General features: G+C 73.8%; 20 protein-coding genes. 4 read left to right on the top strand and 16 right to left on the bottom strand.

Annotated features, from left to right (window positions below; translation table 11 throughout):
- Positions 1–125 precede the first annotated feature (125 nt).
- The 7 genes from ABD954_RS13200 to tsaB form a co-directional block, all read right to left on the bottom strand.
- Positions 126–1,331, bottom strand: coding sequence for an RNA polymerase sigma factor (locus ABD954_RS13200; protein WP_345492139.1), 1,206 nt, complete (start codon positions 1,329–1,331; stop codon positions 126–128).
- A 61-nt stretch (positions 1,332–1,392) separates the two neighbouring features.
- Positions 1,393–1,758 (bottom strand): YciI family protein, encoded by a 366-nt coding sequence (locus tag ABD954_RS13205; RefSeq protein WP_345486220.1) that lies wholly within the window; start codon positions 1,756–1,758, stop codon positions 1,393–1,395.
- A gap of 128 nt (positions 1,759–1,886) precedes the next feature.
- A complete protein-coding gene (locus ABD954_RS13210; protein WP_345486221.1) occupies positions 1,887–2,759 on the bottom strand; it encodes a polysaccharide deacetylase family protein in 873 nt (290 codons plus the stop codon).
- 46 nt (positions 2,760–2,805) lie between these two features.
- Positions 2,806–3,069, bottom strand: coding sequence for a hypothetical protein (locus ABD954_RS13215; RefSeq protein ID WP_345486222.1), 264 nt, complete (start codon positions 3,067–3,069; stop codon positions 2,806–2,808).
- Positions 3,066–4,181 (bottom strand): tRNA (adenosine(37)-N6)-threonylcarbamoyltransferase complex transferase subunit TsaD, encoded by a 1,116-nt coding sequence (gene tsaD, locus ABD954_RS13220; RefSeq protein WP_345486223.1) that lies wholly within the window; start codon positions 4,179–4,181, stop codon positions 3,066–3,068. Before tsaD ends, ABD954_RS13215 begins: the two co-directional genes overlap by 4 nt.
- The gene (gene rimI, locus ABD954_RS13225; RefSeq protein ID WP_345492141.1) at positions 4,171–4,653 is read right to left on the bottom strand and encodes a ribosomal protein S18-alanine N-acetyltransferase; all 483 of its coding nucleotides are present in this window, start codon (positions 4,651–4,653) and stop codon (positions 4,171–4,173) included. Before rimI ends, tsaD begins: the two co-directional genes overlap by 11 nt.
- 29 nt (positions 4,654–4,682) lie before the next feature.
- Complete coding sequence (gene tsaB, locus ABD954_RS13230; RefSeq protein WP_345486224.1) at positions 4,683–5,339, bottom strand: tRNA (adenosine(37)-N6)-threonylcarbamoyltransferase complex dimerization subunit type 1 TsaB; 657 nt, start codon at positions 5,337–5,339, stop codon at positions 4,683–4,685.
- Positions 5,340–5,472: 133 nt separating this feature from the next.
- Between tsaB and ABD954_RS13235 the strand changes: the two genes are divergently transcribed.
- Entirely contained in the window at positions 5,473–6,018 is a 546-nt protein-coding gene (locus ABD954_RS13235; protein WP_345486225.1) for a L,D-transpeptidase, read from the top strand.
- Positions 6,019–6,176: 158 nt separating this feature from the next.
- Here the strand turns inward: ABD954_RS13235 and ABD954_RS13240 are convergent, their stop codons facing one another.
- The 9 genes from ABD954_RS13240 to ABD954_RS13280 form a co-directional block, all read right to left on the bottom strand.
- Positions 6,177–6,359: a hypothetical protein gene (locus ABD954_RS13240; RefSeq protein ID WP_345486226.1), complete on the bottom strand. Its 183-nt coding sequence runs from the start codon at positions 6,357–6,359 to the stop codon at positions 6,177–6,179.
- Positions 6,360–6,482: 123 nt separating this feature from the next.
- Positions 6,483–6,983 carry a tRNA (adenosine(37)-N6)-threonylcarbamoyltransferase complex ATPase subunit type 1 TsaE gene (tsaE, locus tag ABD954_RS13245; RefSeq protein WP_345486227.1) on the bottom strand — a complete coding sequence of 167 codons (501 nt, stop codon included), beginning with the start codon at positions 6,981–6,983 and terminating at the stop codon, positions 6,483–6,485.
- Between the two features lie 58 nt (positions 6,984–7,041).
- Positions 7,042–8,253 (bottom strand): alpha/beta fold hydrolase, encoded by a 1,212-nt coding sequence (locus ABD954_RS13250; RefSeq protein ID WP_345486228.1) that lies wholly within the window; start codon positions 8,251–8,253, stop codon positions 7,042–7,044.
- Between the two features lie 10 nt (positions 8,254–8,263).
- Positions 8,264–9,412 carry an alanine racemase gene (gene alr / locus ABD954_RS13255; RefSeq protein WP_345486229.1) on the bottom strand — a complete coding sequence of 383 codons (1,149 nt, stop codon included), beginning with the start codon at positions 9,410–9,412 and terminating at the stop codon, positions 8,264–8,266.
- Positions 9,413–9,433: 21 nt separating this feature from the next.
- A complete protein-coding gene (locus ABD954_RS13260) occupies positions 9,434–10,303 on the bottom strand; it encodes a L,D-transpeptidase family protein (RefSeq protein ID WP_382745634.1) in 870 nt (289 codons plus the stop codon).
- A gap of 294 nt (positions 10,304–10,597) precedes the next feature.
- Positions 10,598–12,043 (bottom strand): NAD(P)H-hydrate dehydratase, encoded by a 1,446-nt coding sequence (locus ABD954_RS13265; protein WP_345486230.1) that lies wholly within the window; start codon positions 12,041–12,043, stop codon positions 10,598–10,600.
- A 297-nt stretch (positions 12,044–12,340) separates the two neighbouring features.
- The gene (locus ABD954_RS13270; RefSeq protein WP_345486231.1) at positions 12,341–12,709 is read right to left on the bottom strand and encodes a holo-ACP synthase; all 369 of its coding nucleotides are present in this window, start codon (positions 12,707–12,709) and stop codon (positions 12,341–12,343) included.
- Between the two features lie 4 nt (positions 12,710–12,713).
- Entirely contained in the window at positions 12,714–14,561 is a 1,848-nt protein-coding gene (gene glmS, locus ABD954_RS13275) for a glutamine--fructose-6-phosphate transaminase (isomerizing) (RefSeq protein ID WP_345486232.1), read from the bottom strand.
- 39 nt (positions 14,562–14,600) lie between these two features.
- Positions 14,601–15,350 (bottom strand): hypothetical protein, encoded by a 750-nt coding sequence (locus tag ABD954_RS13280; protein WP_345486233.1) that lies wholly within the window; start codon positions 15,348–15,350, stop codon positions 14,601–14,603.
- A gap of 362 nt (positions 15,351–15,712) precedes the next feature.
- Here ABD954_RS13280 and ABD954_RS13285 point away from each other — a divergent pair, with 362 nt between their 5' ends.
- The 3 genes from ABD954_RS13285 to ABD954_RS13295 all read left to right on the top strand — a co-directional run bounded on the left by ABD954_RS13285 (position 15,713) and on the right by ABD954_RS13295 (position 18,940).
- Positions 15,713–16,798, top strand: a complete 1,086-nt coding sequence (locus ABD954_RS13285) for an acyltransferase family protein (protein WP_345486234.1) — start codon at positions 15,713–15,715, stop codon at positions 16,796–16,798.
- A gap of 103 nt (positions 16,799–16,901) precedes the next feature.
- Positions 16,902–17,900 (top strand): type I pantothenate kinase, encoded by a 999-nt coding sequence (coaA, locus tag ABD954_RS13290; protein ID WP_382745632.1) that lies wholly within the window; start codon positions 16,902–16,904, stop codon positions 17,898–17,900.
- Between the two features lie 89 nt (positions 17,901–17,989).
- On the top strand, positions 17,990–18,940 hold the full coding sequence (locus tag ABD954_RS13295; RefSeq protein WP_345486235.1) for a DUF389 domain-containing protein: 951 nt from the start codon (positions 17,990–17,992) through the stop codon (positions 18,938–18,940).
- Positions 18,941–18,961: the final 21 nt, after the last annotated feature.

An 18,961-nucleotide genomic window follows, 5' to 3' on the forward strand; every position in this document is an offset into this window, starting at 1 on the left:
GCCGAGTTCACCCGTGCCCGAGTGCAACGGCGCCCGCTCCCCCGCCGCCCGCTTCACCGACGCCCGAGAGCAAGGGCCCGAGAGCAAGGGCCCGAGGTGAAGGGCGCGCGTCCCAGGACGCGAGCTCAAGGGCGCGCCAGCTCACCGGCCCGCTCCCGCAGCAGCGCCCGCTCCGGCTCGTTGCGGGTCAGCTCCGCGGCCCGCTCGAACTCCGCCCGCGCCTCGTCGGTCCGCCCCAGCCGGGCCAGCAGGTCGCCGCGGACGCTCGGCAGCAGGTGGTAGCGGGCCAGGGCCGGTTCGGCGGCGAGGGCGTCGACCAGCGGGAGGGCGGCCGCCGGGCCCTCGGCCATCGACACGGCCACCGCCCGGTTCAGCTCCACCACCGGTGAGGGGGCCAACTCCATGAGCCGCCCGTACAGCCCGGCGATCACCGCCCAGTCCGTCTCCCGGTACGAGGCGGCCCGCGCGTGGCAGGCGGCGATGGCGGCCTGGAGGGCGTACGGGCCGTAGCCGCGCCCGTCACCGGCGCGGGCCAGCGCGTCGAAGCCGCGCCGGATCAGCAGCCGGTTCCAGCGCCGCCGGTCCTGGTCGGCGAGCAGCACCGGCCGCCCGTCCGGGCCGGTGCGGGCGGCCGTCCGTGACGCCTGGAGTTCGAGGAGGGCCGCGAGGCCGTGGACCTCGCTCTCGCCCGGCATCAGCGCGGCGAGCCCCCGGGCCAGCCTGAGCGCGTCCTCGCACAGCGCCGGCCGCAGCAGGTCGTCGCCGGCGGTGGCCGCGTACCCCTCGTTGAAGATCAGGTAGACGACCTCGAGGACCGAGCCGAGCCGGGCGGCCCGGTCCTCCCCGTAGGGCACTTCGAAGGCGACTCCCCTGGCGGCGAGCGCCCGCTTGGCCCGGGTGATCCGGGCCGCGACCGTCGGCTCCGGCACGAGGAAGGCCCGGGCGATCTCGTCCGTCCGCAGCCCGCCGACGAGGCGCAGCGTGAGCGCGGCGCGCGCCTCGGCGGAGAGCACCGGGTGGCAGGTGGTGAAGACCAGCCGCAGCACGTCGTCGTCGATGTCACCGGGGCCGGAGGGCTCGGGGTCGTACGACTCCTCGGTGAGGGTCCGGCCGACCTCGGCGAGCTTGCGGGCGTACGTCTCGCGCCGCCGTACGAGATCGACGGCGCGGTGCTTGGCGGTGGCCGTCAGCCAGGCGCCCGGACGGTCCGGGACGCCGTCCCGCGGCCACTGCTCGAGGGCGGCGACGAGCGCGTCCTGGGCGATCTCCTCGGCGATGCCGACATCCCGGACGACCCTCGCCGCCGTGGCGACGATCCGCGCCGACTCCATCCGGAAGACCGTCTCCAGCGTGCTCTGCACCGTCACGCCCCACATGAGAGCACACCCGCGGTCAGCCCTCCGGCATCTCCTCGACCTCGCGGACCTCCAGACCGACCTTCCAGTGCGGCGGGTGGACGGCCAGGAAGCGCTTCCCCCACTCGACGGCCTCGGCCATGTCCTTGCACTGGAGCATCGCGTAACCGCCGACGACCTCCTTGGTCTCGGTGAAGGGACCGTCCGTGTACGAGAGCTTGCCGTCCGACCAGGTGATGCGGGTGGCCTCGGCGGTCGGCTTGAGACCGGCGGTGTCCAGCATGGCGCCCGCCTTGGTGATCTCCTCGAACAGCGCGCCCATGCGCTCCTCGAAGCCGGGGTCGGCCGAGGCCATGTCGATGGTGTTCTCCTCGATGCGGACGAGGGAGAGGTAGCGGGGCATGGTGGCTCCTCGGGGTGCGGTGGCGGGGCCGTTCCCCGCCTTCCACTCATACGTCGAACGGGTCCGGCCCGCATCGACACCCCGCGGAAGGAATGTCCGCCGGGTTCTCCTCTCCGGCGGAGAGCGCCCTAGAGGTAGTCCTCCAGGCGCGCCACCGTGAAACCCTGCTCCTGGATGTGCCGCAGCAGGTTGGCCGTCATCTCGGTCATCGTCGTGCCCTTGAGCTCCGAGGGGCCGCGGAAGTGGGCCAGGATGATGTCGCCGGGGTGGAGCTTCCGGTCGCCGCGCTGGTACTGCATGTTCTTGATCTGCATGGACTCGCGCCACAGGACGATCGCGTCGACCCCGCACTGCGCGGCCGCGGTCCGGGTGGCCTCGTTCCAGTTGCCGTAGGGCGGGCGGAAGAGGCGCGGACGCTTGCCGTACCGCTCGGCCAGGCGGTCCTGCTGGCCGCAGATCTCCCTGCGCTGGGCCTCCGGGGAGAGGGTGCGCAGGTCGGGGTGGGTCAGGGTGTGGTTGGCGAGGCCGTGGCCCTGGGCGACGAGCGGGGCGAAGTACGGGTAGTCGCCGCGGATGGCGGAGTCGGTGAGGAACATCGTCACCGGCACCCGGAGGTCCCGCAGCATCGCGACGAACTCGGGGTCCTTCTCCGCCCCGTCGTCGATGGTGAGGAAGACGACCTTGTCGGTGGTGGGGATGTCGCTGACGACCGGGACCGGCTCGCCGGGCTTGCGGGCGAACGGTTTCACCGCGGGCGGGGCCGGCGCGGGAGCGAAGGGCTTCAGGCCCCAGCGGCCGAAGGCCGCGGCGCGGGCGTCGGGGGCTGCGGGGGCCTTGTCGCCGGCCCCGCCGCCCCCGGCCGAGGGGTTCCCGGGGGCCGCCTCGGTGGGCGCGGTCTTCGGTGCGGCCGGGGCGGGGGTGTCGGCGTCGGCGGCCGCACAGCCGGTCGCGAACAGGGCCACGGCGGTCAGCACCGCCCACAGCGCGAGGGTCTTCTTCACGCGCTGTGGGATGCCCGATCCGAACGAAAGGTTGCTCCCGGTACGACTATCCGACTGATTCGAAGCGCCAGCGGTGGACCGGACGGGTGATCAGCTCCGCGTCGGGCTCCGGCAGCTCGGGCAGCTCCGCGGCCATCCCGTCGGCGTCCGCCGTGTCCCACCACGTCATCACCAGGACCCGGTCCTGCGGCGCGCGGAAGGTCTCGCGGCGCACCGGCTCGCGCGCGAGGACCTGCGATCGCGCCCACGTCAGGAGCTCGGCGCCGCGGCCCGGGACGGCGCGCGCCTCCCACATCAGGGTGATCCTCACGAGTAGAGGTTCTCCTTGCTGACCTCGTGCACGTGGTCGTGGTCATGCGCATGGCCGTGCCCGTGGGCGCCGGGGACGTGCGGGTCGGTCACCGGCAGCGAGGAGTCCGCCGACAGCTCCAGGTCGGAGGCGGCGCGTCCGCGGGCCACCATCTCGGCGCCGAGCGCGGCCACCATCGCGCCGTTGTCGGTGCACAGGCCGGGCCGCGGCACCCGCAGCCGGATGCCGGCCCGCTCGCAGCGCTCCTCGGCGAGTGCCCGCAGCCGCGAGTTGGCGGCCACGCCGCCGCCGATCATCAGGTGGTCGACGCCCTCGTCCTTGCAGGCCCGGACGGCCTTGCGGGTGAGCACGTCGACGACGGCCTCCTGGAAGGACGCGGCGACGTCCCGTACGGGCACCTCCTCGCCCGCGTTCCGCTTGGCCTCGATCCAGCGGGCCACGGCGGTCTTCAGGCCGGAGAAGGAGAAGTCGTACGCCGGGTCCTTCGAGCCGGTCAGGCCGCGCGGGAAGGCGATCGCCTCGGGGTCGCCCTCCTTGGCGAGCCGGTCGATGACCGGGCCGCCGGGGAAGCCGAGGTCGAGCACGCGGGCGATCTTGTCGAAGGCCTCGCCGGCGGCGTCGTCGATGGTCGCGCCCATGGGGCGGACGTCGCTGGTGATGTCGCTGGAAAGGAGCAGCGAGGAGTGGCCGCCGGAGACGAGCAGGGCCATCGTCGGCTCGGGCAGCCGGCCGTGCTCCAGCTGGTCGACGCAGATGTGCGAGGCCAGGTGGTTGACGCCGTAGAGCGGCTTGCCGAGGGCGTACGCGTACGCCTTGGCGGCGGAGACGCCGACGAGCAGCGCGCCCGCGAGGCCGGGGCCGGCGGTGACGGCGATGCCGTCGAGGTCCTTCGGGGAGACGCCGGCCTGCTTCAGGGCGCGTTCGATCGTCGGGACCATCGCCTCCAGGTGGGCGCGGGAGGCGATCTCGGGCACGACGCCGCCGAAACGGGCGTGGGTGTCGACGCTGGAGGCGACGGCGTCGGCGAGCAGGGTCGTTCCGTGGACGATGCCGACTCCGGTCTCGTCGCAGGAGGTCTCGATGCCGAGTACGAGCGGTTCGTCAGCAGCCATCTGAATCAGTCTCTGTTCCTTGAACGGTGTGTCGCATCACGAGCGCGTCCACGTTGCCGGGCTGGTAGTAGCCGCGGCGGAAGCCGATGGGCTCGAAGCCGAAGCGCTCGTACAGCTTCTGGGCCCGGGTGTTGTCCACGCGCACTTCGAGGAGGACCTCTTCGCACTCGAAGGCGGTCGCGGCCTGCAGGAGGTCGGTGAGCAGCCGGGCGCCGAGGCCGGTGCCCCACTGGTCGCGGGCGACGGCGATGGTCTGGACGTCGCCGAGTCCGCCGGCGGCGGCGAGGCCCGCGTAGCCGACGAGCCGCCCGGCGCCGTCCGGGGAGGGCTCCTCGGCGACGACGTAGTGGCGGGTCGCGCGCGGCCCGCGGGCGTGCGCCAGCTCGGACCAGAACATGCCCTCGGACCAGGCGTCCTCGGGGAACAGCTCCGCTTCGAGGGCGAGCACCGGCCCGATGTCCCACCACCGCATCTCGCGCAGCACGGCGTCGGTCCCCGCGGTCACTTGGGCGTGACCACCTTGTAGTTCTTCGGCACCTGGGCGTCGGGCCGGCGCAGGTACATCGGCAGCGGGTCGAGGAAGCCGCCGTCGCCCGCGGCCAGCTTCTCGGCCGCGAGGGCGGCGAGCGCGGCGGCCGACTGGTGCTCGGGGTCACGGGCGTCGGGGAAGGCGTCGGGGTAGAGCCTGGCGCCGGCGCCGACGACGGGCAGCCCGGCGAGGTCCGCCGCGATGTCACCGGGCCGGTCGACGGCCGCGTCGGTCACCCGGGTGCGGGAGTCGGCGTACCGGGCCCAGTAGACCTCCTTGCGGCGCGCGTCCGTGGCGACGGCGAAGGGCTCCTCGATGCCGGAGGCGTGGGCGAGTCCGTCGAGCGTGCACAGGCCGTGCACGGGGACGCCGAGGGCGGAGGCGAAGGTCGCGGCGGTGACGAGGCCGACGCGCAGCCCGGTGTACGGGCCGGGGCCGACGCCGACCACGAGTCCGGTCACCCGGCCGAGGGTCAGCCCGGCGTCCTTCAGGACCCGGTCGACGGCGGGCAGCAGCAGCTCCCCGTGGCGGCGGGCGTCGACCTGGCTCGACTCGGCGACGACGGTCTCGCCGTCGTGGAGGGCGACGGTGACGGCGGGTGTGGCGGTATCCATGGCGAGCAAGAGCACGCGAACAGCCTACGGCGCCGGAGCGCCCCGCACGGCGCCCCCTGCGCGGCCGACGGCTGCTGCTACGGTCGGGCACCTATACGTTGGTACGACAGAAAGTGGGCGCACGGTGGCAAGGAGCAGCTCGGGATTCGTGGCCGGGCTCACCGCGGCCGCGCTCGCCGCGGTCGCTTTCCTCGCCTATCAGGCGTCGGCCGTCGCGCCGCCGCCGGCCGAGCTGGCGGCGACGCCCCGGTCCCCGCAGGCGGCGCCCTCGGCCACGGCCACGGGCACGCCGGAGGAGCCGAGGAAGGACCCGGTGGCGCTGCCGGCGAAGTCGGGCCAGGGCGAGCGGGTGGTGTACGGGCTGGCCGACCGCCGGGTGTGGCTGGTCGACGAGCGGGGCCGGGTGACGCACACCTTCTCCGTCATGCCGAGCACGGTGTCCCCGCCGCCGGGGACGTACGCGGTGACCTCGCGCTCGGGCTCGGTGCGCGGCTCGGACGGGGTGCAGATCGAGCACGTCGTGCGGTTCGCGACGGTCCAGGACGTGTCGATCGGCTTCAGCGCGGCGGTCGACGGCTCCACGCCGTCGCCGGACCCGTCGCGCAAGACCGGCGGCATCCGGATGAAGCGGGCGGACGGCGACGCGCTGTGGCAGTTCGCGGTGATCGGCGAGAAGGTCGTCGTCGTTCCGTAGGACGGCCGCGCGGACCGAACGGGACGGCTCCGGCGGTACGGGGACGCGTCCGTACGACGGGGACGCATCCGGCGCTACGGGGGGGGGGACGGCGACGCGTCCGGTGCTGCGCGGGCGGCGGCCCGGGCGGGCCCGGCCGTTGGGCTGGGCCTGGTTGTTCAGGCCGCCTCGTCGCGGACGACGGCTTCCCGTTCCCCGGCGGCCTCGGTCCCGGTGCCGGTGTCGGTCGCGCGCGGTGGGGTGGACACGGCGGTGGCCGCGGCACAGGAGGCCAGCAGGTCCCTCATCGAGACGCGCTCCTCCGTACGGTCCGCCTGACCGGTGTGCTCCGGCGTCGCCATGCATGCCTCCCGTAGGTTAGGTACACCTAACCAAGTCGTGGTTCCATGTCACCACGCCTTGGCGCACCGGCGCAACATTTTCCCGACACGTTGTCGGAACCTACGTACGTTCGCCCGTACGGTTCAGCCCAGCTCGAGGTCCTCGTCGGCCCAGCGGGCGCCGATGCCGTTGAGGACGACCGTGCGGCGGTCGTCGTCCGTGTCCGCCGTCTCCCCGACGACCCGGTGGATCAGCACGTGCAGCCGGTCGTCCGTCAGGTCCTCGACCTTGCCGTCGCCCCACTCGACCACCACGACCGAGTCGGGCAGCGAGACGTCGAGGTCCAGGTCCTCCATCTCCTCCAGGCCGCCACCGAGCCGGTAGGCGTCGACGTGGACCAGGGCCGGGCCCCCGACCAGCGAGGGGTGGACGCGGGCGATCACGAAGGTGGGCGAGGTGACGGCGCCCCGGACGCCCAGTCCCTCGCCGAGGCCACGGGTCAGGGTGGTCTTCCCGGCGCCGAGTTCACCGGTGAGCATCACGAGGTCGCCGGGCCGCAAGCGCTTCGCGAGGCGGCGGCCGAGCTCCTGCATCCGCTCGGGCGAGTCGACGGCGAGGGTGACCTGGTTGTGCGGTGTGTCCATGCCCGCCAACCTACCTATCCGGCGGCCCGCCCATCTCCCGCCCCGTCCGTCCGCCCGCCTACCGGGCGGCGGGCCCGGTCGCCCGCCCCACCCGCGGGCCGCCGGCCGGCGCCGCCCCGGCCCTGACCAGCAGGTCCGCGATCCGGTCGGTGACCGCCTCGGGATGCTCCAGCATCACCAGGTGACCGCCGTCGGGCACGATCACCAGCTCGGCGTCCGGCAGCAGACCCGCGATGGCCTCGGTGTGCGAGGTGGGCGTGACCAGGTCGCGGTCACCGGCGAGGGCGAGCACCGGCAGCCCGGCGAGGACGGCGAGCGCCGCCGCCTTGTCGTGCTCGGCGAACGCCGGATAGAACTCGGCGACCACGTCGATCGGCGTCGACTCGATCATCCGCTCGGCGAACCGGGCCACCGCCGGGTCCACGTCCCGCGACGAGAACGAGTACTTCTTGATCAGCCCGGCGAACAGGTCGGCGGTGGCCCGCCGCCCCCGCTCCACCAGCTCCGCCCGCGCGCCGAGCGCCCGGAGCACGCCCGGCAGCACCCGGCGCACCGCGTTGACGCCGGCCGTCGGCAGCCCGTAGTTGACCTCGCCGAGCCGCCCGGCCGAGGTCCCGACGAAGGCGACGCCGACGACCCGCTCCCGTACCAGCTCCGGATACCGGTCGGCGAGCGCCATGATCGTCATCCCGCCCATCGAGTGCCCGACCAGGACCAGCGGCCCCTCGGGCGCGGCGGCGTCGATCACGGCCTTCAGGTCGCGCCCCAGCTGGTCGATCGAGACCGGCACGCCCTCCGGGCCCGCCTGGGCGAGGCCGCGGCCCGACCGGCCGTGGCTGCGCTGGTCCCAGTGGACGGTGCGGACCAGCCCGCGCAGCGCCGCCCGCTGGAAGTGCCAGGCGTCCTGGCTGAGGCAGTAGCCGTGGCTGAAGACGACGGTGACCGGAGCGGGCGCCTTGCGGCCGAAGAGCCTGCGCCGCCGCGTGGCCGAGGGAGCCGCCCGGGTCCCGTCCGCCCCGCCGGCGACATCGGTCTCCTCGACCTCGTCCACCTCGTAGTAGAGCTCGGTGCCGTCGTCGGCGACCGCCCGTCCGGGCGTGCCGCGCAGCGCGCCGTAGGGGCCCTCGGCGTCCAGCGCCAGCCGCGCCTTCTCCCGTACGGCACGGCCCACCGTCAGCCGTTCGACGGCGACGCCGGCCGCCGCGCCCGCGGCCAGCACGCCTATCGCGGCACCGGCCCAGCCGGCCCGCCGCCAGGTCTCGTCCGCCACGGCCGCCCCTTCACTCCCCCAGGTAGACGCGCGGGACGCGCGCGCCGATCCGGGTGACGATCTCGTACGCGATGGTGTCGGCGGCCTCGGCCCAGTCCTGGGCGGTCGGCTCGCCCCGGTCGCCGGGGCCGAAGAGCACCGCCTCGCTGCCGGGCTCGGGCGTGTCACCGCCGAGATCGACGACGAACTGGTCCATGGCGACCCGCCCCGCCACCGTGCGCACCCGGCCCCCGACCAGGACCGGGCCGCGGCCCGAGGCGTGCCGGGGGACGCCGTCGGCGTAACCGAGCGGGATCAGGCCGAGGGTGGTCTCGCCCGGGGTGGTGTAGTGGTGCCCGTACGACACGCCGTGGCCGCCCGGCACCTGCTTGACCAGGGCGACGCTCGCCTTCAGCGACATCACCGGCCGCAGCCCCAGCTCGGCGGAGGTCCCCACGGCCGGGTCGGGCGACACCCCGTACATCGCGATGCCCGGCCGGACCAGGTCGAAGTGGGCCTCGGGCAGGGTGAGCGTGGCCGGCGAGTTGGCGATGTGCCGCACCTCGGGCTCGGCCCCGGCCTTCTCCGCGTAGTCGAGCATCGAACGGAAGACGTCGAGCTGCCCGGCGATGGACGGGTGCCCCGGCTCGTCCGCGCACGCCAGGTGCGACCACAGGCCGGTGACCTTGACCAGGCCCTGCGCCTCGGCCTTGAGGGCCTCGGAGACCAGCTCGGGCCAGTCGGCCGGCTGACAGCCGTTGCGCCCCAGGCCGGTGTCGGCCTTCAGCTGGATCCTGGCCCGCCGGCCCGTCGCCCGGGCCGCGCCGACGACCTCTTCCAGCGCCCACATCCCGCTGACGGACATGTCGAGCCCGGCCTCGATCCCCTCGGCCCACGGATCGCCCGGCGTCCACAGCCAGCACATGATGCGCGGCCCGGTCAGCCCGGCGGCCCGCAGCGCGAGCGCCTCGTGCGGGGTGGCCGTACCGAGCCAGGTCGCGCCCGCCTCCAGGGCGGCACGGGCACAGCGCACGGCGCCGTGGCCGTACGCGTCGGCCTTCACCACGGCCATGACCTGGACGTGGGGGGCGACGCGGGCGCGCAGCGCGCGGACGTTCGCACGCAGCGCGCCGAGGTCGATCTCGGCGCGGGCTCGGCGGGGCAGTGGTGTCTGAGTCATCGCGCCCCAGTCTCTCAGGTCTCAGCTTTCGGGCCGCTTACCCCAGATGTAGACCCGGTCACCCTTGCGCAGCACGTCCCACAGCTTCTTGGCGTTCGGGTACGACAGGTTCACGCACCCGCGGCTGCCGACGGGCGTGGCGATCTGCCCGTAGACGCCGTGGAAGGCCTGGCCGCCGTCGAAGAACTGGGCGAAGGGCATGGGAGTGTCGTAGATGGACGACCAGTGGTCCTTGTTCCGCCAGTGGACCGAGTGCCATCCGGTACGGGTGCGGTATCCGGGCCGTCCGCTGCGGATGTTCACCACCCCGTACGTCACGCGCGTGCCCTTCTGCACCCACATCAGCTCCCGGTCGAGGTCCACGCACGCGACGGCGTACGAGCGGACGGGGCACCGGCGGGCGGCGTCGGGGTTCGGGCGGGCGGCCAGCAGCTCGGCGCGCGACCAGGTGACGGGCCCCGCAAAGCCGTTGGCGGGCTTGATGCCCTGCCCGACCTGGAAGGCGCGGATGGCTTTGCAGTCGGCGCGGGACTGCTTGCCGTCGACCTTCAGCTTCAACAGGCGCTCGACGCGCCGCTGGTGGGGACCGGCCTTCGCGGTGCAGGCCGCGGCGGCGGCACTGCGCGGCAGGTACTCCACGAGCTCCTCGACCTGCCCCTCCGGCACCGGCACCGGCCTCCTGTCCGCCGCACCGGCCGCCGTCCGGGGCGGCAGCACCTGATCGGGCGTGTCCATCGGATACGGATCCGGCCCCCGGCCGATCCCGGGGACGAGGGGCTCGGCGGGCGGCGCGGGGGCGGCGGAGGCGGGGGCGGTGCCCGGCAGGGCGACGGCCAGGGCGAACAGCAGCGCGACGGCGCTGTGACGACGGGTTCTGATCACGGCCCCCATCCCACGCGGCCCACCGCCGCCCCGCCTGCGAAGCGCCACGTGCGGAGCAAGGGTTTCCCCCGTGTGGCGGCGGGGGGCGCCACGGGGCGGCGGCCCTGCGGGCCGTTCCGCACCGGTTGACTGGACCCGCACCGCGACGGTCCCGCGGTGGTGGTGCGGGTCAAGGCGCAGGGACGACGACCGGGGGAACGACTGCTCCCAACGGATCGGGGTGAAGGAACCGCAACCAGGCCCGCGAGGGGCGGCGGCTCGCGGACGAGGCGTCCCGGGCCCCTCCCCCGGCCCTTCGGGCCGTCAGGCCGTCACGTCGCGCCATGCCCCCGGCAGGGACCGGGCCACGTCCGTCGCCGTGATCGGGGCATGGCCGTCCGAGGCGCGGCGGGCGGCGAGGCCGTGGAGGTAGGCGGCGGCCGAGGCCGCGTCCAGGGGTTCCAGGCCGGCGGCGAGGAGGGAGCCGGCGAGGCCGGACAGGACGTCGCCGCTGCCCGCCGTGGCCAGCCAGGACGTGCCGGTGGGGTTCACCCGCACCGGCCCGGCACCGCCGGCCCCGCACACCAGGGTCGTCGAACCCTTGAGCAGCACCGTCGCGCCGAACCGCCCCGCCAGTGCGCGGACCGCCGCGAGCCGGCCGGCCTCCACCTCCTCCCGGGACGCGCCGAGGAGCGCCGCGGCCTCGCCCGCGTGCGGGGTGAGCAGCGTGGGGGCGGTGCGCGCCTTGACGGCCTCCGGGGAGAGGTCGCGCAGTCCGTCCGCGTCGACCAGGACCGGCACGTCGGACGCGAGGACCTCGGCCACGCCGGGCCCGTCGCCGAGGCCGGGCCCGACGACCCACGCCTGGACGCGGCCGGCCTTCGCGGGCGGCCCCGCGTGCACCAGGGTCTCGGGGTGGGCGGCGACGACCGCGTCGCCGGCGGGTCCGACGTACCGCACGGCGCCCGCGCCGCCCCGCAGCGCGCCCTCGACGGCGAGGACGGCGGCACCGGGGTAGCGGGCGGAACCGGCGACGACGCCGACGACCCCTCGCCGGTACTTGTCGCTCTCGGCTCCCGGCACCGGCAGCAGCCGGGCCACGTCCTCGTGCTGGAGCGCCTCCAGGTCCGGCACGGACGGGAGCGTGGCGCCGAGCCCGATGTCGACGAGGCGCAGGGCGCCCGCGTACTCCCGGGCCGGGTCGACGAGCAGACCGGGCTTGTACGTGCCGAAGGTGACGGTCGCGTCGGCGCGCAGCGCCTCTCCCGTGACCTCGCCGGTGTCCGCGTCGACGCCGCTCGGCAGGTCGACGGCGACGACGACCGCGTCGGACCCGCGGGCGGCGCGGGCGACGGGCACGGCGTCGGGCCGCAGCCCGCCCCGTCCGCCGATGCCGGTGATCCCGTCGAGGACGAGATCGGCGCCGGACAGCGCCTCGTACGGGTCGTCATGCGGTCCGACCACCCGCCCGCCGGCCGCCCGCAGCGCCGCGAGCCCGCCCTCGTGTGCCCGTGCGCCGAGCAGGACGGCGGTGACACCGGCGCCCCGCCGCGCGAGCCGGGCCCCGGCGAACAGCGCGTCGCCGCCGTTGTCGCCGGACCCGACGAGCAGCACCACCCGCGCCCCGTACACCCGGCCGCGCCCCAGCAGCGAGGCACAGGCGGCGGCGAGTCCGGCCGCGGCCCGTTGCATCAGCGTGCCCTCCGGCAGACGGGCCATCAGCTCGGCCTCCGCGGCCCGTACGGTCTCCACGCGATAAGCGGTACGCATGCCCAGCAGTCTGCCCCAGTCCCCCGGCCCCCGCCGGGAACCGCCGGAACGCCGACCGGGTCAGGGGCCTGGGAGCCCGGGGGCCGGGGGCCCGGGGGACCGGGAGCCCGGGGCCGGGACGTTCGCGCGCGGGCCCGCCCGGGATCGCCCCGGAAACCCCCGCCCGTGCCGAAGCCGCGGGCCGGAACTGGTGCCGAAGCCCGTACCGACGCCACCTCGAAGCCCCTGCGGAAGCCCGCCCCGGGGCCCGCGAGCGCCCGCCCGTCCCTCAGCCCTCCGCGAGTGCCCGCCCGTCCCTCAGCCCTCCGCGATCACCACCGCCGACGCGACCCCCGCGTCATGGCTCAGCGACACGTGCCACTGCCGTACGCCCAGTTCGGCGGCCCGGGCCGCCACCGTGCCCCGGACCCGGAGGCGGGGCTGTCCGGTGTCCTCCACGTAGACCTCGGCGTCCGTCCAGTGCAGGCCGCCCGGTGCGCCGAGGGCCTTGGCGAGGGCCTCCTTGGCGGCGAAGCGGACCGCGAGGGACGCGGGGCCGCGGCGCTCGCCGCTCGGCAGGAGCATCTCGCGCTCCACGAAGAGGCGCTGGAGGAGCCCCGGTGTCCGCTCCAGCGACGCGGCGAAGCGGTCGATCTCCGCCACGTCGATCCCCACCCCGATGATCATCTGCTCACTCCACGGTCACTGATTTGGCCAGGTTGCGCGGCTGGTCGACCCCGTTGCCCCGCGCCGTCGCCAGTTCGCAGGCGAAGACCTGGAGCGGCACGGTGGAGACCAGCGGCTGGAGCAGCGTAGGCGTCGCGGGGATGCGGATGAGGTGGTCGGCGTAGGGGACCACGGTCTCGTCGCCCTCCTCCGCGATGACGATGGTCCGCGCCCCGCGGGCCCGGATCTCCTGGATGTTGGACACGATCTTGTCGTGGAGGACGGAACGGCCCCGGGGCGAGGGCACCACCACGACGACCGGCAGGTCCTTCTCGATGAGGGCGATCGGACCGTGCTTGAGCTCGCCCGCGGCGAAGCCCTCGGCGTGCATGTACGCGAGTTCCTTGAGCTTCAGCGCGCCTTCGAGGGCCACCGGGTAGCCGACGTGCCGCCCGAGGAACAGCACGGTGTCCTTGTCGGCCAGCGCCCGGGCGAGGGCGCGCACGGGCTCCATGGTCTGGAGGACCCGTTCCACCTCGTCGGCGATCCTCGCCAGCTCGCGGACGACGGCGTGGATCTCGTCACCCCACTTGGTGCCGCGCACCTGCCCCAGGTACAGGGCGAGCAGGTAGCAGGCGACGAGCTGGGTGAGGAACGCCTTGGTGGAGGCGACGGCGACCTCGGGTCCGGCGTGCGTGTAGAGCACGGCGTCGGACTCCCTCGGGATGGTCGAGCCGTTGGTGTTGCACACGGCGAGCACCTTGGCGCCCTGTTCGCGCGCGTGCCGCAGCGCCATCAGGGTGTCCATCGTCTCGCCGGACTGGGAGATGGCGACGACCAGGGTGCGCTGGCCGAGGATGGGGTCCCGGTAGCGGAACTCGCTGGCCAGTTCGACCTCGCAGGGGATGCGGGTCCAGTGCTCGATGGCGTACTTGGCGATCAGGCCGGCGTGGAAGGCGGTGCCGCACGCGACGATGACGATCTTGTCGGCCTCGCGGAGCACGGCGTCGGGGATCCGCACCTCGTCCAGGCGCAGGCGTCCGTCGGCGTCGATCCGGCCGAGGAGGGTGTCGGCGACCGCCTTGGGCTGCTCGGCGATCTCCTTGAGCATGAAGGAGGCGTAGCCGCCCTTCTCGGCGGCGGAGGCGTCCCAGTCGACGTGGTACGCCCGGACGTCGGCGGGCGCCCCGTCGAAGTCGGTGACGGTGACGCCCTCGCGGGTGAGCTCGACGACCTGGTCCTGGCCGAGCTCGATGGCCGAGCGGGTGTGGGCGATGAAGGCGGAGACGTCGGAGGCGAGGAAGTTCTCGCCCTCGCCGACGCCGACGACGAGGGGGGAGTTGCGGCGGGCGCCGACGACGACGTCCGGCTGGTCGGCGTGCACGGCGACCAGGGTGAACGCCCCGTCGAGCCGCCGGCAGACCAGGCGCATGGCCTCGGCGAGGTCGCCGACGGAGGAGAACTCCTCGGCGAGCAGATGGGCCACGACCTCGGTGTCCGTCTCGGACAGCAGGTCGTGGCCCCGCTCGGCGAGCTCCGCGCGCAGGACGGCGAAGTTCTCGATGATGCCGTTGTGGACGACGGCGACGCGGCCCGCGTTGTCGAGGTGCGGGTGCGCGTTGGCGTCGGTGGGGCCGCCGTGCGTGGCCCACCGGGTGTGTCCGATGCCGGTGGACCCGCTCGGCAGCGGGCGGTCCACCAGCTCCTTCTCCAGGTTGACCAGCTTCCCGGCCTTCTTGGCCGCGGCGAGCCCTCCGTCGGAGAGCACGGCGACTCCCGCCGAGTCGTAGCCGCGGTATTCGAGCCGCTTCAGGCCGGCGATCACCACATCGAGCGCCGACTGCCCGCCGACGTATCCCACGATTCCGCACATGGCGGCAGCCTACGGCGCGACGGCCGCCGGGAGCCGGACTCAGCGCAGCTTGGCCGCCTGCGCGTCGACCACGGCCTTCGGGAGCTGCTTGACCTCACCCGCGAGGCTGATGGTGCTGAATCCGGCGAGGTTGTTGCCCTTGCGGAGGACGACGAGCTTGCTGACGAACGGCTTGCCCTCCATGTCGCTGGTGACCGTCCAGGCCAGGGCCTCCTCGCCGGCGGTCACGGTCTCCGCGGCCACCTTGGTGACCTTGGTCTTCTCGCCGGAGGCGATGAGGGTGAAGCCGCCGGCGCAGTCGGCCCCGGCGGTCTTCAGGGACGCGAGGGCCTGCTGGGCGCCCTCACCGGCGTACGAGCCGAGCGTCACCGTGGTCGCGGGCGCCCCGAAGGCCTTCTTGATGTCGTCGGGGGAGGCGGCCTTCTTCATGACCTCGATCGCCTGGGTCTGGGCGCTGGCGCCCGGGGTGCCGGGCGCGACGCCGGACATGGCCTCGGCGAGCGGCTCGCAGGCGGCCTTGTCGGCGCTGACGTCACCGGGGTTCACCACGACCGCGGCCTCGGCCTTCTGCACCTTGTGGTTCTTGAGGTCGGCCTGCGTCACCAGCAGCTTCTCCAGCTCGGCCGCGGTCAGCGCCTTCACGTCCGGCTTGGCCGCGGCCGAGGCGGACGCGTCGGCCTTGCCGGTGTCCTCGGTCTTCTTCTCCTCGCCGCCGCAGGCGGTCAGGAGAAGGGCCAGCGAGGCGGCCGCCGTCGCGGCGCCGACGTGACGAAAGACACGTGTACCCATGGCTCGACTTTCTGTTCGCTCGTAGAGGTCAAGCCGAACCTTATGTGCCCAGGTCGCCGCGCTGATCAAAACCGGCACGCCGGTACGAGATCGCAACGTCCGCCCCCCTGAAATGGGCGGTCTTCGCCCGATTACGGGCACTATCGGAATCCTCGCGGAACCCTATGGACAGCTCCAGGTGCCGTGATAGCTTCCGGGGTCGGACAAAATATTTTAATCCGGCTTTTACCGATCGCCGGATCTTTCAAGGGGTGGGCGCTATTTCCGCGGTCACGAAGAATTTCCCCCCGGTCGCACCGGACATACGGACGGGGGGAACGAGCACCGCACCCCTCACCTGGTCGCGTGAGAACCCGTGGGCCATGCCCCTGGGCGGCACGCGCGTCGACTCGCTGACCGGCTTGCGCTGGTTCGCCGCGCTGGCGGTGTTCCTTTTTCACGCCCGGTCGTATTTCAGGGAAATCGAGAGCGGTTTCCTCCTCGCCGGAATCGGCTATGAAGGCGTGCCGTTCTTCTTCGTTCTGTCCGGATTCGTCATGGCCTGGGTGGCCCGCCCCTCGGACACCGCCGGGAATTACTACTGGCGGCGCGTTGCCCGGATCTGGCCCCTCCTCGCGGTCACGACGGCCGGAACGGTGGCCCTCATGACGTGGTGGTGGCACGTCCCCGTCTCCGCCGAGGACGTTCTCTGGACGCTCACCTTCGCGCAGGCGTGGAGCACCGAGCACTTCATGACGATGAACATCGTCACCTGGACGCTGTCCGCCGAGGCCTTCTTCTATCTCGCCTTCCCGCTGGTCCTCCGGCTGCTGCTGCGCCGCAGCTCCGCCGCGTTGTTCGTGGTGGCCGTGCTGTGCGTGGCGGCCACGGCGGGCACCCGCCTCGCCTCCGCCTGGCTCGAGCAGCCGCAACCGGTGGAGCGACTGGTCGTCGCCTCTCCGCCCGCCCTGATCCCCATGTTCGTCCTCGGCATCTGCGCGGGGCTGCTGGTCCGGCGCGGCAAGCGGCCGCCGTTCAGCACCGGTGTGGCGGCCACACTGACCGCCGGAACGATTCTCCTCTGCTGGGTGTGGATGCAGCGGCCGACGGCCTTGCACCCGTACCAGGGCACGATCGGATTCTTCGACGCCGTCCTCATACCGGCCTTCACCCTTCTGATCGTGACCGCCGCGCTGCGCGACGCCGGGGGCCGGCGCTCGCTCCTGCGCTCCCGTCCGCTGGTGAAGCTCGGCGAGTGGTCCTTCGCCTTCTACCTCTGCCATGCGGTGGTGCTCGACGTCTTCGACCACCTCGGCTACGGCGCCGACCGGGGCCTGACCCGGGACGTCGCCGAGCTGGGGGCGGCCTGCGCCGCCGCCCTCGTCGTCGCCCTGCTCCTGCACGAATGGGTGGAGCGTCCGGCCGAGCGCCGTCTGCGCACCCTGCTGCCCGTCCGCAGGACGGTCTGAGGCGGCAACGGTCGGCGAAGCCGGGAAACCACCTGTCGTCCACGTGACCCACCCCACGGGCCCCGGGCACCCACGATCGCCCCGCACGCACGACAATGGCGGGGTGATCACTTCGCCGCCACGAAGCCCCAACGGAAACGGCGCCGGCCCCCGGCGGGCCGCCGAGCCGACGCCGTACGTCGATCTCACGCGGGCCGAGTGGAGCGCGCTGCGCGACAAGACGCCGCTGCCGCTGACCGCCGACGAGGTCGAGCAGCTGCGCGGCCTCGGCGACGTCATCGACCTCGACGAGGTACGGGACATCTACCTGCCGCTGTCGCGGCTGCTCAACCTGTACGTGCAGGCCACCAGCGGGCTGCGCGGCGCCCTGAACACCTTCCTCGGGGAGCGGGGCGAGCAGCGCGGCACGCCGTTCGTCATAGGGGTGGCCGGCTCGGTCGCCGTCGGCAAGTCGACCGTGGCCCGACTGCTCGAGGCGCTCCTCGCGCGCTGGCCGGAGCACCCGCGCGTGGAGCGGGTGACCACCGACGGCTTCCTGTACCCGATGGAGGAGCTCAAGGCGCGCGGGCTGATGTCCCGCAAGGGCTTCCCCGAGTCGTACGACCGCCGGGCCCTCACCCGGTTCGTCGCGGACGTCAAGGCCGGCAAGGACGAGGTCACCGCGCCCGTCTACTCCCACCTGATCTACGACCGGGTGCCGGACGAACGGCTCGTGGTGCGCCGCCCCGACATCCTCATCGTCGAGGGCCTGAACGTCCTCCAGCCGGCCCTGCCCGGCAAGGACGGCCGCACCCGGGTGGGTCTGGCCGACTACTTCGACTTCTCCGTCTACGTGGACGCCCGGCCCGAGGACATCGAGGTCTGGTACCTCAACCGCTTCCGCAAGCTGCGCGAGACCGCCTTCCAGGACCCGTCCTCGTACTTCCGGCGCTGGACCCAGGTCTCCGAGGAGGAGGCCCTGGACTACGCGCGCACGATGTGGCGGACCGTCAACAAGGTCAACCTCCTGGAGAACGTGGCCCCCACGCGCGGGCGGGCGACGCTCGTGGTCCGCAAGGGAGCGGACCACAAGGTGCAGCGGCTGAGCCTGCGCAAGCTCTGAACCCGTACACGCCGGCCCCCGTACGCCGTGAGCGCCTGCACTCGGTGCGATCCGGACCCCGTACGCGCCGGCCCCCGTACGCTCGACGCGTGCTGCATCTACGACTGATCGTCCCGTCCGACCGCACCGAGGCGGCCGTCGCCCTCATCGAGCGGACGGTCGGCACCACCCATCTGGTGGTCCTGCCGGGCGCCGCCCGCGACCCGGCCGGCGACCTCGTGCTGTGCGACGTGGCACGCGAGTCCGGACACCAGGTGCTCCGGGCGCTTCGGGACCTGGGGCTCGACGAGGACGGCTCGATCGCCGTCGAGGACATCGACCTGTCGCTGTCCGAACGGGCCGCGAAGGCCGAGGAGGAGGCACCCGGCGAGGCCGCGGACGCGGTGCTCTGGGAGCAGCTGAGCGACGCCACCCACGAGGAGTCGACGCTCAGCATCACCTACTGCGCCTTCATGGTCCTCGCGACGATGATCGCGGCCTGCGGCGTCGTCCTCGACAACGCGGTGCTGATCGTGGGCGCGATGGCGGTGGGCCCGGAGTTCGGCCCGCTCGCCGGCGTCTGCACGGGGATCGTGCGGCGCGCCCCGGGGCTGGTGCTGCGCTCGCTGTCCGCGCTGCTCGTCGGCTTCGCCGCGGCGATCGCGGCGACGACCCTGTTCAGCGTCGGCATGGACGCGCTCGACCTGTTCAGCCGCGACCTGCTGGACGGGGAGCGCCCCAACACCGGTTTCATCTGGCAGCCGGACCCGTTCTCGTTCGTCGTCGCGCTGCTCGCGGGCGCGGCCGGCACGCTGTCGCTGACCTCGACGAAGTCCGGTGCGCTGATCGGCGTCGCGATCTCGGTGACCACGGTCCCGGCCGCCGCGAACGCGGCCGTGGCCCTCTCGTACGGCGAGTTCGGGCAGATGTGGGGCTCGGTGGAGCAGCTGCTGCTCAACCTGCTCGGCATCGTCCTCGCCGGCACGCTGACCCTGCTCGCGCAGATGCTGCTGTGGCGGACCCGGCGCGGCCAGTGGCTCCGGGGCAGGCGCCGGGCGTGAGAACGCCGTCGGCCCCCCTTC

It is taken from the genome of Streptomyces roseoviridis (assembly GCF_039535235.1).
Lineage (GTDB): Bacteria > Actinomycetota > Actinomycetes > Streptomycetales > Streptomycetaceae > Streptomyces > Streptomyces roseoviridis.